We start from the raw sequence: 16479 nt of genomic DNA on the forward strand, positions 1-16479 counted from the left end.
GGCCAGCGACAGCAGGCCAAGAACTTACCCCTGCCTCCCCCCGCGCTTCACTTTCGGCGGCAGGGGCGCTCCTTCGGGTTGGCACTGGCGCTTGCGGGCTGGCTGGCATTGCTGGGCATCGGGGGTGTTGCGGCGCAGGTCTCACCCTGGATTCTGAGCGGTCTTGCCCTGCCCTGCCTGCCGGGGCTTTGGGATCTGTGGCGCAATCCCAGCTCTGGGTTGACGGTTGGCGCGGGCAAGATCCGCTGGCATGTCGCGCAAAAGGCCGCTGGGGTTGCCCTGTCCGAAGTCGCGCTGCTGCGGCTGGATCGGCGCTGGGACCTATCCTACCGCGCCACCCTGGTGCTGCACAGCGGCGCCAAGCTGCGCCTGCCGCAACCGGCGCTACCCCCTGTTCAGGCCCTGAAAACCAGCCTTGCGGCCCATGGCATAGCCTGCCAGCGCCACCTTTTCAGCAGTCTCTAGATCTGCCGCTTGCGGGCAGGCAGCCCTGCGCGCGCCCAGCCCGTCGCGCCTGCCCGCAAGCCACTGTCCCAGATCGTCCAGAGACTGCCGCAGCATTTCCCCAATTCGTGGCAGCAATCTCCCCATCCCTGCCACGATTGCGCCGCATTACACCGGCAGTTTGCCCTCCTACAGATCAGTCGCCAACCTGCAGGATGTTGCATGTTCAAACCTCACGACCCCATGTGGACGCGCCTGTCCAGACTGCAACGCGAATTCCCCGCTTGGATCTCCTCCCGCCTGACAACTAAGCTGCCCCCCCGTACAGCCACACTCCCCCCGCATCAGAGCGAGGCAGAGCAGCAGAAGATCCTGCAACGCGCATGCGCCCAGTCCTGCGACACTGACGACCAGACAACCGCCCTGAAGGCCGATAGCCTCGGCACGCCTGCGGCAGATGTGCAAGCCGCCGAATCCGATCTGGCCGCCTTTGCCAAGGTGCTCTTGATCCCGGTTTGCACCGACAGCCCCGCCACCCGCAGCCGCCTTGCACTACAGGACAAGGGCCAGTTCCTGGCCCGGCAGGACCGCTGGGCCGATTTGTCCAAGATGATCCGCAGCGCAGATCAACAGCACCGCCGCACCGAAGGTGGGCTGCCCGAGGCCGATCTTCTTGCCTATGGCGCCCGCGCCGATGTGGTCAACGCAGTTGATCACGCCCTGCAGGAACCCAGCGACAAGACTGGCCCCAATGGCGAAGATCGCATCCTCATAGAGGGGGTCATGGCGCTGGAAGCCCTGCGGCGTGAACATCGCCATGACGCCTATCTGACCGCGATTGTTGCCCTGGCCCATATCGACATTGCCTGGGTCTGGCGCAGCACCATCACGTCAGCCGCATCCCAGGCCGACGACGGCCCGCGCCGCGACACCGGTTCCGCTGCCGCCCTGGCCGCGGACAGCACCACGGCAGCGACGCCCCTTTCCGGCCTCAGCTCAGAGGCCCACCTGCGCCGGGCCACGGCCCATTTTGAGCGCGCTGCCGCCCTGCTGGCCCCGCTGCAGGCGCAAATCCAGAACAGCGCCTTCTTATCGGCCGCCCATTGCGCGCTTTTTGCCGGCCAGAGCGCCGCAACGCTGCAGGTCGCGGATGCCTATGCGGTACTGATCGACCAGGACCCGAACAACCCCCGCCCGATGCGCGCGCTTGGGGCACAGATGCTGCCACGCGCCAACGGATCCTATGCAGCACTGGAACTGGAAGCCCGGCGCACCGCTGCGCGCACCCAAGGCATCTGGGGCGCAGGCGGCTATACCTGGGTCTATTTTGATGCCATGGCGATTGACGATCGGGCCTGCGCCCGCGTCGATACAAAGTTTTTCCTGGAGGGGATGCAGGACATCCTGAATGTGGATTCCAGCCAGGAAATGGTAAACCTGCTTTCGGCCTATTGCGCCATCACCTTATCGCAGGATGCAGGCCGGAAATCAGATCAAAACGCCAAAAAGAACCGGGCGCAGATTGCCAAGGCGGCGCGCTGGCTGATCCGCTCTCATCTGCATGAGCTGCACCCACTGATCTGGGCCCATGCCTGCGCAGGCTTTGACAACAACGCCCATGTCGCCTCTCTGCGCCGCTTTGCCACCCAGGGCCAGGCCAGGGCCTTGCACTGCATTGCCGAGGTGTTTCGCGACGAACTGGAATGCGGGCACAAGATCGCCTTTACCCCGGATGGTATTGACCTACTGACCTGAAAACCGCGCAAACACGCCACACCAAAGACCGGCCCTCCCAAACCGGCCCGTCGGGCAGGATCGGATGAAACAGGCATACCGGCCGGGAAACTCCCGGCCCTTGCTCTGGCTGCGCGGTTTGCTCTGTCTACGCTGGCCGCGCTGTCGCGGGGGCATTCTTCGGACCCGGTCCGGACCCGTTTTGGCATACCCGAGCCGCGCCGCCATCGCGATGGATCAGGTCTTCTTGAACGCATCCATCAAGGCAGCCCCCAGGGCCCCAGTCTGCCCCCCCTGCGACGCGCCGCCCCCCTTTGGACCCGCAGACATATTGCCGCCTTTGCCGCCGCCTCGGTATCCGCCGCCCTTGCCACCGCTGCCTTTGGCACCACGCCCCTGAACCCCGCGCTTGGCCCCATCCTCGGCACTGCGGGCATTGCGCTCTTCGCGGGCCGAAGCACCGCCATCCTTGCGCATGGTCAGGGCAATCCGTTTGCGCGTCACATCGACTTCGGTCACGGTGACCTTTACCACCTGGCCGGTTTTCACCACCTCATGCGGATCTTTGACAAATTTATCGGCAAGCTGACTGACATGCACCAGCCCATCCTGATGAACCCCGACATCCACAAAGGCCCCAAAGGCCGCCACATTCGTGACCGTGCCCTCCAGCACCATCCCAGGCTTCAGATCCTTCATCGTCTCGACCCCTTCGGCAAAGGTCGCCGTGACAAAGGATGGGCGCGGGTCACGCCCCGGCTTTTCCAACTCGCTGAAGATATCGCGCACCGTGGGCAGACCAAAACTCGCATCGACAAACTGTTCTGCCCGCAGCGTTTTCAACGCGCTGCTGTCGCCCATGATCTGGCGAATATCACGCCCACAGGCTGCAACCACCCGGCGGGCCACACTATAGGCCTCGGGGTGCACAGAGGAAGCATCAAGCGGCTCTTGCCCGTCGCGAATACGCAAGAAACCGGCACATTGTTCAAAGGCCTTGGGGCCAAGGCGCGCGACCTTCAACAATTCTTTGCGGGTGGCAAAGGCACCGTTCATATCGCGATGCGCCACGATGGCCTCGGCCAAGCCAGGCCCCAGACCAGAGACATGCGCCAAGAGAGGTGCCGACGCCATGTTGAGATCAACCCCCACGGCGTTCACCACATCCTCGATCACCGCCTCCAGCGATTTCGACAGGCGATGCTGGTCGACGTCGTGCTGGTACTGTCCGACGCCAATGCTCTTGGGTTCGATTTTGACCAGTTCCGCCAGCGGATCCTGCAGGCGACGCGCAATCGACACCGCACCGCGCAGGGAGACGTCCAGATCGGGAAATTCGCGCGCAGCCAGTTCGGAGGCCGAATAGACCGAAGCACCAGCCTCGGACACCACCACCTTGGTGGGTGCCTTCACCTTGGCGGGCAGATGTTTAATCACCTCGGCCACCATCCGTTCGGTTTCGCGGCTGGCGGTGCCGTTGCCAATGGCGATCAGCTCAACCCCATGTTCCGCAATAAGTTTCAGCACTGCGACCTGCGCCCCGCGCAGATCATTCTTTGGCTGAAAAGGATATATCGTTTCAGTAGCAAGCACTTTCCCGGTTGCATCGACCACCGCCGCCTTGACGCCGGTGCGAATGCCCGGATCCAGCCCGAGCGTCGGTCGCGCACCGGCTGGCGCGGCAAACAACAGATCGCGCAGGTTGCGGGCAAACACCTGGATTGCATCCTCCTGCGCCCGGGCGCGCAGATCCGACATCAGTTCCAGCATCATCGACAGGCTCAGCTTCACCCGCCAGGTCCAGCCAGCCACCTTGCGCAGCCATTTGTCCCCCGGCCCAGTACCGCTGGCGGCCAGCTCTGCCGCCACCATGGCTTCGGCCCGCGCCACCCCCTCTTCGGGTTCGGGGCCAATATCCAGCGTCAGCACGCCTTCATTGGCGCCGCGCAGCATCGCCAGCGCCCGGTGTGAGGGCACATCGGCCCAGCGTTCATTATGGTCGAAATAGTCGGAAAACTTGGCTCCGTCCTGCTCTTTGCCATCGACCACACGCGCGGTCAGCCTGGCCTCGGCCTGCAGAAACTGGCGCAGTCGCCCCAAGAGATGCGCGTTTTCCGTCATCCGTTCTGTCAGAATGTCACGCGCCCCGTTCAACGCCTCTTTGGTGCCGGGCACCGCCTCGGTGATATAGCCTGCCGCCAGCGCCTCCGGGTCGGCGCCGTGATCCCCCAGGATCGCCTCGACCAGTGGTTCAAGCCCGTTTTCACGCGCAATCATCGCCTTTGTGCGACGCTTGGGCTTATAGGGCAGATAGATATCTTCCAGCTGCGCCTTGGTCTCGGCCCTGGCGATGGATGTGGCCAGATCATCGCTCAGCTTGTCCTGCGATTTGATCGAGTCGAGGATCGCCGCGCGCCGTGCCTCCAGCTCTCGCAGATATGACAGCCGTTCTGCCAGGGTGCGCAGCTGGCTGTCGTCCAGCCCGCCTGTCACCTCTTTGCGGTAGCGCGCCACAAAGGGGACTGTCGCGCCCTCATCCAACAATGTCACGGCGCTGTTCACCTGGTTCGGGGCGGCACCGATTTCACGGGCAATCGTCTGGGCAATGCGGGCTGCGGTTTCCAAGAATGCGTCCTCTTCGTTCTGCTCGGGCGATCTTCATAGCTCTGCCGCGCCGTCGCGCCAAGGGTTCGCGTGCACTCGGCTGCGCCGGAGTACAGATCAATTGCAGGATTTCGCCGCCCAATTCCCCATTGGCGCGGCAGAATCTCTGCTGCCTCTTGCCCCGCATGGCCCGCTGGCCTAGAACGCCTGCTAAACGCGATCAAAGGAGCCGATGCAAGATGCTCGACCTGACATATGAACTCCCCAAGCCCAAGGTGATTTCGGGCGCCAAACATGACTGGGAACTGGTCATCGGTATGGAAGTGCATGCCCAGGTCAGCTCCAACGCCAAGCTGTTTTCCGGCGCCTCGACCAAATTCGGCGCCGAGCCAAACTCCAACGTCTCTTTCGTGGATGCGGCGATGCCCGGCATGTTGCCGGTAATCAACGAATACTGCGTTGAACAGGCTGTGCGTACGGGGCTGGGGCTGAAAGCGGAAATCAACCTCTGGTCGGCCTTTGACCGCAAGAACTATTTCTACCCGGATCTGCCGCAGGGCTATCAGATTTCGCAGCTGTACCACCCCATCGTTGGCGAAGGCGAAGTGCTGGTGGAAATGGGCGATGGCACCGCGCGCACCGTGGGCATCGAACGTATCCATATGGAACAAGACGCGGGCAAGTCGATCCACGACATGGATCCCAACATGTCCTTTGTCGATCTCAACCGGACCGGCGTCTGCCTGATGGAGATCGTCAGCCGCCCCGACATCCGTGGCCCGGAAGAGGCCGCCGCCTATATTGCCAAGATCCGTCAGATCCTGAAGTACCTCGGCACCTGCGACGGCAATATGCAAAACGGCAACCTGCGTGCCGATGTCAACGTCTCTATCTGCCTGCCCGGCCAGTATGAAAAATACCAGGCAAGCAAGGACTTCTCTCATCTGGGCACCCGCTGCGAGATCAAGAACATGAACTCCATGCGCTTTATCCAGCAGGCTATCGAAGTCGAAGCACGCCGCCAGATCGCCATTGTCGAAGCCGGTGGAGAGGTCGATCAGGAAACCCGTCTTTATGACCCGGACAAGGGCGAAACACGTTCCATGCGGTCCAAGGAAGAAGCGCATGACTATCGCTACTTTCCCGATCCCGACCTGCTGCCGCTGGAAATCGAACAGGCCTGGGTGGATGAAATCGCCGCCACCCTGCCTGAATTGCCCGACGCCAAGAAGGCCCGTTTCATCGCCGATTTTGGCCTGTCGGACTATGACGCCTCGGTGCTGACTGCCGATGTGGCCTCTGCCGCCTATTTCGAAGCCGTGGCCGAAGGGCGCAACGGCAAGCTGGCAGCCAACTGGGTGATCAACGAATTGTTTGGCCGCCTGAAGGCAGACGAGGCGGATATCGCCAATAGCCCGGTCACACCGGAACAGCTGGGTGGCATCGTCGAACTGATCACGGCAGAGACCATTTCCGGCAAGATCGCCAAAGATCTGTTCGAAATCGTCTACACCGAGGGAGGCGACCCGGCCCAGATCGTCGAAGAGCGCGGCATGAAGCAGGTGACAGACACTGGTGCCATCGAGGCCGCGCTGGACCAGATCATCGCCGACAACCCCGCCCAGGTGGAAAAAGCCAAGCAAAACCCCAAACTGGCAGGCTGGTTTGTGGGGCAGGTAATGAAGGCCACCGGCGGCAAGGCCAACCCCAAGGCTGTAAACCAGCTGGTTGCCCAGAAACTTGGTAGCTAAACGCACCTAAAACATAATAGAAAAGGCGGTCCTGCATATATGCAGGGCCGCCTTTTCTATTGGTGACCACAGTGACGCCCCCGCCGGAGCAAAGCCAGGATAAACAGGCGGCAAACAGGCGGCAAACTGAAACGGCGCGTCCCTGCGCTTGACGCTCCGCCTGCATCGGGTAAACCTGCGCTCCAAGTCAGGAGACCAGCATGCAAGCTTTCGAGTACAAAGTTGTTCCCGCCCCGCACAAGGGCACCAAGGCCAAGGGCGTCAAGACCCCTGAAAGCCGCTTTGCCAATTCGGTTGAGATAACCCTCAACGAGATGGCCGCCGAAGGCTGGGAATATCAGCGCGCGGAACTGCTGCCCTCGGAAGAACGCTCGGGCCTGACCGGCTCGACCACGAACTGGCGCAATGTCCTGGTGTTTCGTCGCGCACTTGCCCCGGCAACAACACAGGCCGCGCCGCAGGTGGCCGCGCCTGCGGTTGCCCCCCCTGTTTCCGCGACAGACACAGCCGCAACCACAGCCCCCGTCCTGACTGCCACGGCTGGCGACCCCGAAGCGCCAGCGGATGCCACCCCCGTCCCAGGCCTGGGCGCGGCCAAGATGCAGGCCGATGATGGCGTTGAAGAACTCAGCCCGGTTTCCGGCATGACAGCGGCGCTGAAAGCCCGCGCAGAACGCCGCACAACGGACGAAACCTGACCGCCGCCAAAGGCCACACGCAATGCAGAAAATAGCAGGCAGCAATTAGCGGGCGCCCCCTCCTGCGTGATCGGGGGCACCCGCTATGCGCTTTTCATTGGTCAGTCGCTGCCGATGTCCAGCGCCAGCGCGTGAATGCGCGGCACGATGTCCCCCAGCGCCTTGTGCACCATCCGGTGCCGCTGCACCCGGCTTTGCCCGGCAAAGGCTGCGGCGCGGATCATCACGTTAAAGTGGCTCTCGCCGCTGCCATCATGGCCAGCGTGACCGATATGGCTGTTGCTGTCATCCACCACCTCTAGGGCGGTGGGGTTAAAGGCAGCCCGCAGCCGCTGTTCCATTTCCGTATTTATGCTCATATTCTGCTCATCCTCATATTTATTTCTCTGCCCCCCTTCAATCTGACGCCCCTTAGACTAAACTGCTGCCTCCGAGTCGAACAGCTGCGTCTAGAAAGTGCCCCACATGAGCAAATCAGATCCCTTCGGTTTCGATATGTCCGTCAGCTCTGCCAAAAAGAAAAATCCGCGTGGCCGCCGCAGCATGTCTGGCGCCTCAGAGACCTCAGTACGGGTCTGCGACAAAGAGGGTTGCGAGGAGGCCGGCAAGTTTCGCGCCCCCAAGGCCCCCGATGTTCTGGATGATTTCTTCTGGTTCTGCCAGGACCATGTCCGCGAATACAACAACCACTGGAACTTTTTCCAGGGTACAACCGAGGCAGAACTGAACGCCCAGCAATCCAAGGACAAGGTCTGGGAACGCCAGACCAAACCTATGGGCGACCCCGAGGCCCGCGCCTGGGCCCGGCTGGGCATTGAAGACCCACATCAGGTACTGGGCGGGAACGCCACGCAGAATCCGGGCCGTTCCGCCGCAACAGGGCGCCGCCTGCCCGCAACCGAACGCCGCGCCATCGAAGTGCTGGAGGCCAAGGATGACTGGTCCAAGGCGGACATTCGCAAGGCCTACAAAAAGCTGATCAAGGTGCTGCACCCCGACATGAACGGCGGCGACCGCAGCCAGGAAGAACAGCTGCAAGAGGTTCGCTGGGCCTGGGAACAGATCAAGGACAGCCGCAGCTTCAAATAGGCCGCAGCGCCTGCGTTAAATCCATGGGCAAAAGGGCAGCACGGGCTGCCCTTTTTTGTTGCGCGCCCACCGCACAACCGATCCCGCGACCAGGCCAGTTCTGGTACATATATTTCAGCAGCGATAAGGCCAGTTTCACCGCAACACCACGTTATTTGGCTGCCACCTACTCTGCCCCTTGCCCTTCATCGCAAGATCAGGCACCAATCCCCCGGATTGGCCCCGCAGCCGCGGGAGAGGAACAAGGATCGACGACGATGACCGATGGCATGCTGGATATGAATACAAAACCGACCGATACTATTTCGGTCCGCGATGTCTTTGGCATCGACACCGACATGACTATCAAGGGCTTTGCCGATCGATCAGACCGTGTTCCGGCCATCGACAACACCTACAAATTTGATCCCGACACCACCATGGCCATTCTGGCGGGCTTCTCGCACAATCGCCGTGTGATGATCCAAGGCTACCACGGCACAGGCAAATCGACCCATATCGAACAGGTCGCCGCTCGGCTCAACTGGCCCTCGGTGCGCGTCAATCTTGACAGCCACATTTCCCGGATCGACCTGATCGGCAAGGACGCGATCAAACTGCGCGACGGCAAGCAGGTCACCGAATTCCACGAAGGCATCCTGCCCTGGGCGCTACGCAACCCGGTTGCAATTGTGTTTGATGAATATGATGCAGGCCGCGCCGACGTGATGTTTGTAATCCAGCGGGTACTGGAACATGACGGCAAGCTGACGCTGCTGGACCAAAACGAGATCATCACCCCGAACCCGTTCTTCCGCCTGTTCGCCACCGCAAACACGGTCGGCCTGGGCGATACCACCGGGCTGTACCACGGCACCCAGCAGATCAACCAGGCCCAGATGGACCGCTGGTCGCTGGTCTCGACGCTGAACTACCTCAGCCATGATGCCGAAACAGCGATCGTGCTGTCCAAGGCGCCCCATTACAACACCGAAGTCGGCCGCAAGAGCATCAGCCAGATGGTCACCGTGGCGGATCTGACGCGGACCGCATTCATGAATGGCGATCTGTCGACGGTGATGTCGCCGCGGACCGTGATCAACTGGGCGCAAAACGCCGAAATCTTCCGCGATGTGGGCTATGCCTTCCGCCTGTCGTTCCTGAACAAATGTGACGAGCTGGAACGCCAGACCGTCGCCGAGTTCTACCAGCGCTGCTTTGACGAAGAGCTGCCCGAAAGCGCCGCCAGCGTTTCGCTGGGCTGATTTGTGACGTGCCGCCCGGTCGCAAGGCCGGGCAGCGCCCGTCCCGTCTCCCCCACGGGTCGGGCGCTTCGCTTCCTCCCCGCCGGGTCTGGCGCCGCCCTTTTCGCTGCCGCTCGACTGGACTTTCCCAAGAAGAGGGGGGATGCTCATCAGGGACAAGGTGCGACCATGAGAAAACAAAACGACAATCCTGCTGATCCGTTCAAAAAGGCCCTGGCCGAGGCCACCAAGGTCATGGCCGATGACCCGGAGCTGAGCGTTTCCTACACCGTCGACCCCTCGGGTGTGTCCGGTGACAATATGCGCCTGCCGCAGGTCAGCCGCCGCATGACCCGCGAGGAGGTGCTGCTGGCCCGTGGCACCGCCGATGCGCTGGCCCTGCGCCGCAAGTTCCACGACGATGCCACCCATGCCAAATACACCCCCCAGGGGGAAATGGCGCGTGATCTGTACGAGGCCATGGAAACCGCCCGTTGCGAGGCCATGGGCGCGCGGCACATGCCCGGCACCGCCAGCAATATCGACGTAAAAATCCGCAACGAGGCCATCCGGCGTGGCTATGACCAGATGAAGAGCTCATCCGAGGCGCCACTGGCGGCTTCGGCTGGCTATCTCGTGCGCCATCTGGCCACTGGTCGCCCCCTGCCCGAGGGCGCCGATAATGTGATGGAGCTGTGGCGCGGCTTTATTGAAGCTCAGGCCGGGGAAACACTCGAAAACCTTGACGACAAGATCGCCGATCAGTCCGAATTTGCCAAATTCGCCCGCAAGATCATTGCTGACCTCGGCTATGGCGACCAGCTGGGCGATGACCCGGATGAACTGGACGACAACCAGGATGACGAGGCCGAGGACGACGCCGAAGAACAGCCCGACCCCGATAGCAACGGCGAAGATGATTCCGACGACGAGCAATCCGAAGCCGATGCCGAACAGGCCCAGGAGCAACAGCAGGACGAAAGCCAGGCCCAGGTCTCTATGGATGAGATGGCCGAGGAAGAGCTGACGGAAGAAACCGAAATGCCAGACGGTGAAGCGCCGCTGGACCCACCTCCGCCGCCCGCAGCATCCGAGGCCGACCCGGATTACAAGGTATTTCTTGACGCCAATGACGAAGAAATCGCCGCCGAAGATCTGGCGGAACCTGCCGAACTGGAGCGCCTGCGCGCCTATCTCGACCAGCAACTGGAACCGCTGAAAGGTGCCGTGTCGCGTCTGGCCAATAAATTGCAGCGCCGCCTGCAGGCCCAGCAAAACCGGTCCTGGGAATTTGACCTGGAAGAAGGCATTCTGGATGCCGGCCGTCTGGCGCGGGTGATTGCCAACCCGACAACACCCCTATCCTTCAAGCGCGAAAAAGACACCGAATTCCGCGATACCGTGGTGACATTGCTGCTGGACAACTCTGGTTCGATGCGGGGGCGGCCCATTTCCATCGCCGCGATCTGCGCCGATGTTCTGGCCCGCACGCTAGAGCGCTGCAACGTCAAGGTTGAAATCCTCGGCTTTACCACCCGCGCCTGGAAAGGCGGGCTGGCCCGCGAGGCCTGGCTCAATGACGGGCGGCCGCAGATGCCGGGGCGCCTGAATGACCTGCGCCATATCATCTATAAATCCGCCGACAGTCCCTGGCGCCGGGTGCGCCCCAATCTGGGGCTGATGATGAAAGAAGGCCTGCTGAAGGAAAACATTGACGGCGAGGCGCTGGAATGGGCCCACCGCCGGATGCTGGGCCGCCAAGAGGCCCGCAAGATCCTGATGGTGATTTCTGATGGCGCGCCCGTTGATGACAGCACCCTCTCGGTGAACCCGGCCAACTATCTCGAAAAGCATCTGCGCGATGTGATCGCCATGGTGGAAAAGCGCAAACAGGTAGAACTGCTGGCAATTGGCATTGGCCATGATGTGACCCGCTATTACGACCGCGCCGTCACGATTACCGATGTTGAACAGTTGGCCGGCGCCATGACCGAACAGCTGGCTGCCCTGTTTGACAGCGACCCCCGCGCCCGCGCGCGGGTCATGGGCATACGCAACGTCGGCTAGCCCCTGCACAACATCCGCGCCAACAGCGGCCAGCCCTGTCGGCCGTGCTTGCTGTTGGCGTGCCCCCACTACCGGGCCTGCCGCATTTGGCAGGGCCCCCGGCGTCCTTACCAACGCCCGCTTAGCCCGAGACCAGATAAAACCATCGAGGAGACTGCCATGTTTCAGAATTTTGACGTCACTGCGCGCCCCGAACAGGGGCCTCCCCGCCTGCAAGCCCTGCGCGCAGAGCTGTCCCGCGATGGATTGAACGGTTTTCTTGTGCCCCGCGCCGATGCCCATCAAGGCGAATATGTCGCCCCGCGTGACGAACGGCTCAGCTGGCTGACGGGGTTCACCGGGTCAGCCGGGTTCTGCGCCGTGCTTGATACCATAGCCGGCGTTTTCATTGACGGTCGCTACCGTACCCAGGTCAAGCGTCAGGTCGCTGCCGATTTCACCCCGGTGCCCTGGCCCGAGGTATCCCTTGCCAGCTGGTTGAAAGAGCAACTGCCACAGGGCGGCAAGGTCGGCTATGATGCCTGGCTACACGCCAGCGACCAGATCTCTCGCCTGGTGCAAGACCTGACAGGATCCGGGATCGAGCTGGTGCAATGCGACAATCTTGTTGACCGGATCTGGCAGGACCAGCCCGCGCCGCCGCTGCAGCCTGCCCTGCCCCACGCGCTGAGCTATGCTGGCGAAGCTGCGGCTGACAAATGCGCCCGGCTGGCAGCGGATCTGCGCACCGCCGGTCACAGCGCCGCCGTGATCACCCTGCCCGACAGCATCATGTGGCTGCTGAATATTCGCGGTGGCGACATTCCCCGCAACCCGGTGGCACATGGCTTTGCCATCCTGCATGATGATGCGCGGGTTGATCTGTTCATGGCGCCTGAAAAGCTGCATCAAATCACCGATCACCTACCCGCCAGTGTCGCCTGCCATCCGCCCAGCGATTTCCTTGGCGCGGTGCAGGCGCTTGGCGGCAAGGTCAGTGTCGATGCCACCAGCCTGCCGCAGATCGTCGCCGATGCGCTTGGGGATCATCTGGTAGATGCGGGCGATCCCTGCGCCCTGCCCAAGGCCCGCAAGAACGCCGCTGAAATCGCCGGCTCTGCCGCCGCCCATCTGCGCGATGGCGCCGCCGTGGTGGAATTGCTCGCCTGGCTGGATGCCCAACCCAGTGGCACGGTGACCGAGATCGAGGTGGCCAAACACCTGGAAGAGCTGCGCCGCCGTGACCCCGCCCTGCGCGATATCAGTTTTGAAACCATTTCCGGCACCGGTGAAAACGGCGCAGTGATGCACTACCGGGTCACCGAAGAGACCAACAGCCGCCTGGAAGAGGGCCATCTGCTGGTGCTCGACAGTGGCGGACAATATCTGGACGGCACCACCGATATCACCCGCACCATCGCCATTGGCACGCCCGGTGACGTCGAAAGCGCCGCCTTTACACGAGTACTGCAAGGAATGATCGCCATCTCGCGCCTGCGTTGGCCAAAGGGGCTGGCAGGCCGCGATATCGAAGCCATCGGCCGGATGCCGCTCTGGCAGGCCGGGCAGGATTTCAATCATGGGCTGGGCCACGGTGTTGGCGCCTATCTCAGTGTGCATGAAGGCCCGCAACGCCTGAGCCGGGTTTCTACCGTGCCGCTGGAAGTGGGGATGATTCTGTCGAATGAACCGGGCTATTACCGCGAAGGGGCCTTTGGTATTCGCATCGAAAACCTGCTGGTGGTCGAACCGGCCCCGGCGCTGGACAGCGCTGACCCGGAACGCGAGATGCTGAGCTGGCGCGGGCTGACCTATGCGCCCATCGACCGACAGTTGATCTGCCTCGATATGCTGACTGCGGCAGAACGCGACTGGATCAACGCCTACCACCGTGAAACCGCAGAGAAACTGCGCCCCTACGTTAGTGAAGATGCACGCGCTTGGCTGGATGACGTCACCCGGCCAATCTGATATCAGCTTGTTACATATTTAAGGCATATGGATATGCCTAGAGACGCAATCAGGGGGAAGACTATGAGCACAATCCGTATTCGCAAAGCAGGAGGCACCTGGGTTGTTCGTTCTGGTGGTGCGGTGCTTGGCGAAAGCACCCGTGCGCTGGAACTGGACGAAGAGGGCCATGCCCCAGCAATATACTTCCCCCGCGAAGACATCGCCATTGCCTTTCTTGATCCCAGCAACAAGACCACCCATTGCCCACTAAAGGGCGATGCGACCTATTATTCGATCGTAAACAAATCCTCGATCACGGAAAATGTGGTCTGGAGCTATGAATCTCCGAATGAGGCGCTGTCGGAGATCAAGGGCTATCTTGCCTTTCATACCGGCGACTCTGTCAAAGTAGAACAGATCTGAGGCCGCGATGGCTGCCGGGCGAGGTCTGGCAGTCCCGTTGCCGCCCTGCGGCCAACACCCGCACGTTCGTCTGCTGGCAGGACAGCTGGGTGATCATCGCCACAGCAGTTGATGCCACACCTATTAAGCCCAGCCCCAATACAGTGCCAGTTGCCGTCAGAAAACGAGCGGCACAAGCTCAGGCTAACACCTGACAGCCGCAAGCAGGCAAATAGCTCCTCGTCCGGGTGCAAGCTGCATCCGACAGAACCCTGGCCAAATATCTCGATATGGTTCACTCGTTAAACCCGGCAGCCCTGTGCACAGCCTGTACACATCGACGCGCGGAAAACCTGTTAAAGAACTGCGCGGCACAGATTGCGCCGCATATCTTCCAGCCGATCATCAGAGCTAAAGACATTGGTCTCTAGCGCGCATTGAATCGTATATTCAATCAGTGCTTCCAAAGAAGCCTTTTCTTTTTCCCGCTCGCCTACAACACGGTCTTGCGCGGCCTCTTCTGGGCCGTTTTCTAAAGTACGCATATTCTTCCTTCCGCACTTTTCTAACTTTTATTACCGTTCTGCCAAATTCCGTTAGTTGAAGCGGTTAATCAATAGAAAGTAAAAATTAACCTATTTGTGAAGCAGATAGCGTAAAAATGATGGGGATTTGCAACAGATTGCGCCTCTTTCCCACTGACTCCCCGCCGTGTCAGCTCGTTTTTTGGGCTGTTCGGCACGCTCAGAAACTGATTCTACGACGCCATGCACAGCTTGCGGCTCTGCTAGCTATGTTCTTCGGCTGCAACCGCAATCAAAGCGCGATTATAAGATTTCAGAGCATCCACATGGTAGATTGCCCCCAGTATGGTTTTGCCGCCGTCATCCAGGCCTATGACCGGCAGAAACGGCAGATCAGAGCGATCAAAGAGCGGTAGCGCCGCCTCTAGCGTGGCATCAACCCGCAAGCAAAGGTCCTGTTCGCACAGCGCCTCGCAGGCCTCCAGGCTGGGGGCGCGCGGATCCTCTAGCGGGCGCATCATCGTGCCGACTCTCAGCATCGTCAACAGATAGGCCTGCGGCCCCGCCGCACAATGCACATTGCGTCTCTCCAGCTGGGTCAGAAAGAAGGAACGATCAACCAGCCGCGAGGCCAGAGCGGTGGAAATCGACACAGCCACCATCACCGCCAGACCAATTTGCCAATCCCCAGTCAGTTCAAACACGATCAGGGTGGTGGAAATCGGTGCCCCCAACACGGCTGCGGCCACCGCCCCCATGCCGGCAAAAGCATAAAGCGTATGGGTGCCAGACACATCCGGCAGGAAGGAAGTCGCCACCAGCCCGAAGGCAAGGCCGGTGATAGCCCCAATCATCAAAGACGGTGAAAACACGCCGCCCCCCATCCGGCCGCCCATGGTGATCGCCACGGCGACTGTTTTGGCCACCACAAAGATCAGCGCCTGTGACAGCACCAGCCCGCCTGTCAACGCCAGTTCAGTGGTTTCATAGCCGACGCCGATGATATGCGGATACCAGATGGCAATGCAGCCCAGCATCAACCCAGCAATTGCCGGACGCAGCCAGCGCGGGATGCGCAGCCGCTGCTGCACCACATCGCCGACATGATCGGCAAAAAAGATCGCCCGCATCAGCACAACGGCAACCAACCCACAAATCACCCCCAGCATCAGAAAGGCCGGTAATTCCACATAGAATTGTAAGGCCCCCGGCGTCGTCATCGAAAATTCCGCGACATCGCCATAGGCAAGGCGGTTGATCACGGTGCCCGCAACCGAGGCGATCACAATCGGTGCAAAGGCGTGCACGGCAAAATGACGCAGCACCACCTCTAGCGCAAAGAGCGCCCCTGCAATTGGCGCGTTGAAACTGGCAGAGACCGCCGCCGCCACCGCGCAGCCCAGCAGATCACGCCCGGTGATGCCATCGGCGCGGATCTTGTCACTGACCCAGCTCGACATGACCCCGGCCAGATGAACCACCGGCCCTTCACGCCCAGTGGAACCGCCCGTTGACAGCGTCAGAAACGACGCCAATGCCGATGCCAGGCCAGAGCGCGCTTCAAGGCGTCCCTCGTTCAGGGCAGCGCCTTCGATCACATCTGCGACGGATCGCACCCGACCATCGGGGGTAAAGCGATCCAGCAGCAGCCCCACCACCAGTCCACCGATACCGGCTATCAAAACCAGCCAGTACCAGGGAAGATCGGCGGCAAAACTATGCAGGTATTTCACGTCATCCGCGCCATAAACCCAGGCCTGCAGGGCGGAAATTCCCTTGCGAAACAGCAGCGCCGCAAAGCCCGCGCCGATGCCGATCAGCAGCGCAATCACCCAGAACTGAAACTGGCTGGGGCCACGGTGCAGCAGAACCCGCCACAGATCGCGCGCCGCAGACCGGCCCTGGGCAAGAACAGATGTGACAGAAAGGCCTGGCTGCTGGGGCATGGGGTCCTGTAGGGGCTGGTATGTGCGCGGGCTAGATCAAAAAATATCTCTGATATCGTAAATAT

The 16479-nt window shown here is 61.3% G+C and carries 13 protein-coding genes; 9 read left to right on the forward strand and 4 right to left on the reverse strand.

Features of this window, described 5'->3' with window-relative positions; all coding sequences use genetic code 11:
* Nucleotides 1–78: 78 nt before the first annotated feature.
* Together ACN0VH_RS04865 and ACN0VH_RS04870 are read left to right on the forward strand one after the other, a co-directional pair.
* On the forward strand, nucleotides 79–465 hold the full coding sequence (locus ACN0VH_RS04865; RefSeq protein ID WP_417699715.1) for a hypothetical protein: 387 nt from the start codon (nucleotides 79–81) through the stop codon (nucleotides 463–465).
* A gap of 201 nt (nucleotides 466–666) precedes the next feature.
* Nucleotides 667–2199 carry a hypothetical protein gene (locus ACN0VH_RS04870; protein WP_417699716.1) on the forward strand — a complete coding sequence of 511 codons (1533 nt, stop codon included), beginning with the start codon at nucleotides 667–669 and terminating at the stop codon, nucleotides 2197–2199.
* Nucleotides 2200–2415: 216 nt separating this feature from the next.
* On the opposite strand, the gene ACN0VH_RS04875 is transcribed toward ACN0VH_RS04870, so the two are convergent.
* On the reverse strand, nucleotides 2416–4803 hold the full coding sequence (locus tag ACN0VH_RS04875; protein WP_417699717.1) for a Tex family protein: 2388 nt from the start codon (nucleotides 4801–4803) through the stop codon (nucleotides 2416–2418).
* A gap of 218 nt (nucleotides 4804–5021) precedes the next feature.
* Here ACN0VH_RS04875 and gatB point away from each other — a divergent pair, with 218 nt between their 5' ends.
* Together gatB and ACN0VH_RS04885 are read left to right on the forward strand one after the other, a co-directional pair.
* Nucleotides 5022–6533 carry an Asp-tRNA(Asn)/Glu-tRNA(Gln) amidotransferase subunit GatB gene (gene gatB, locus ACN0VH_RS04880; RefSeq protein WP_417699718.1) on the forward strand — a complete coding sequence of 504 codons (1512 nt, stop codon included), beginning with the start codon at nucleotides 5022–5024 and terminating at the stop codon, nucleotides 6531–6533.
* Nucleotides 6534–6733: 200 nt separating this feature from the next.
* Nucleotides 6734–7231, forward strand: coding sequence for a DUF4177 domain-containing protein (locus tag ACN0VH_RS04885; RefSeq protein WP_417699720.1), 498 nt, complete (start codon nucleotides 6734–6736; stop codon nucleotides 7229–7231).
* A gap of 101 nt (nucleotides 7232–7332) precedes the next feature.
* Here ACN0VH_RS04885 and ACN0VH_RS04890 read toward each other — a convergent pair whose 3' ends face one another.
* Nucleotides 7333–7590: a BolA family protein gene (locus tag ACN0VH_RS04890; RefSeq protein WP_232400443.1), complete on the reverse strand. Its 258-nt coding sequence runs from the start codon at nucleotides 7588–7590 to the stop codon at nucleotides 7333–7335.
* A 106-nt stretch (nucleotides 7591–7696) separates the two neighbouring features.
* Between ACN0VH_RS04890 and ACN0VH_RS04895 the strand changes: the two genes are divergently transcribed.
* The 5 genes from ACN0VH_RS04895 to ACN0VH_RS04915 all read left to right on the forward strand — a co-directional run bounded on the left by ACN0VH_RS04895 (nucleotide 7697) and on the right by ACN0VH_RS04915 (nucleotide 13965).
* Nucleotides 7697–8320, forward strand: a complete 624-nt coding sequence (locus ACN0VH_RS04895) for a DnaJ domain-containing protein (RefSeq protein ID WP_278921021.1) — start codon at nucleotides 7697–7699, stop codon at nucleotides 8318–8320.
* A gap of 257 nt (nucleotides 8321–8577) precedes the next feature.
* Complete coding sequence (gene cobS / locus ACN0VH_RS04900) at nucleotides 8578–9564, forward strand: cobaltochelatase subunit CobS (RefSeq protein WP_278921022.1); 987 nt, start codon at nucleotides 8578–8580, stop codon at nucleotides 9562–9564.
* A 168-nt stretch (nucleotides 9565–9732) separates the two neighbouring features.
* Entirely contained in the window at nucleotides 9733–11610 is a 1878-nt protein-coding gene (cobT, locus tag ACN0VH_RS04905) for a cobaltochelatase subunit CobT (RefSeq protein ID WP_417699722.1), read from the forward strand.
* 159 nt (nucleotides 11611–11769) lie between these two features.
* On the forward strand, nucleotides 11770–13560 hold the full coding sequence (locus tag ACN0VH_RS04910; protein ID WP_417699724.1) for an aminopeptidase P family protein: 1791 nt from the start codon (nucleotides 11770–11772) through the stop codon (nucleotides 13558–13560).
* Between the two features lie 63 nt (nucleotides 13561–13623).
* Nucleotides 13624–13965, forward strand: a complete 342-nt coding sequence (locus ACN0VH_RS04915; protein WP_278921025.1) for a DUF427 domain-containing protein — start codon at nucleotides 13624–13626, stop codon at nucleotides 13963–13965.
* A 335-nt stretch (nucleotides 13966–14300) separates the two neighbouring features.
* Here ACN0VH_RS04915 and ACN0VH_RS04920 read toward each other — a convergent pair whose 3' ends face one another.
* Nucleotides 14301–14489 (reverse strand): hypothetical protein, encoded by a 189-nt coding sequence (locus tag ACN0VH_RS04920; RefSeq protein WP_278921026.1) that lies wholly within the window; start codon nucleotides 14487–14489, stop codon nucleotides 14301–14303.
* A 242-nt stretch (nucleotides 14490–14731) separates the two neighbouring features.
* Complete coding sequence (locus ACN0VH_RS04925; RefSeq protein ID WP_417699727.1) at nucleotides 14732–16414, reverse strand: chloride channel protein; 1683 nt, start codon at nucleotides 16412–16414, stop codon at nucleotides 14732–14734.
* Nucleotides 16415–16479 lie beyond the last annotated feature (65 nt).

The organism is Pseudophaeobacter sp., assembly GCF_048267565.1.
Lineage (GTDB): Bacteria > Pseudomonadota > Alphaproteobacteria > Rhodobacterales > Rhodobacteraceae > Pseudophaeobacter > Pseudophaeobacter profundi.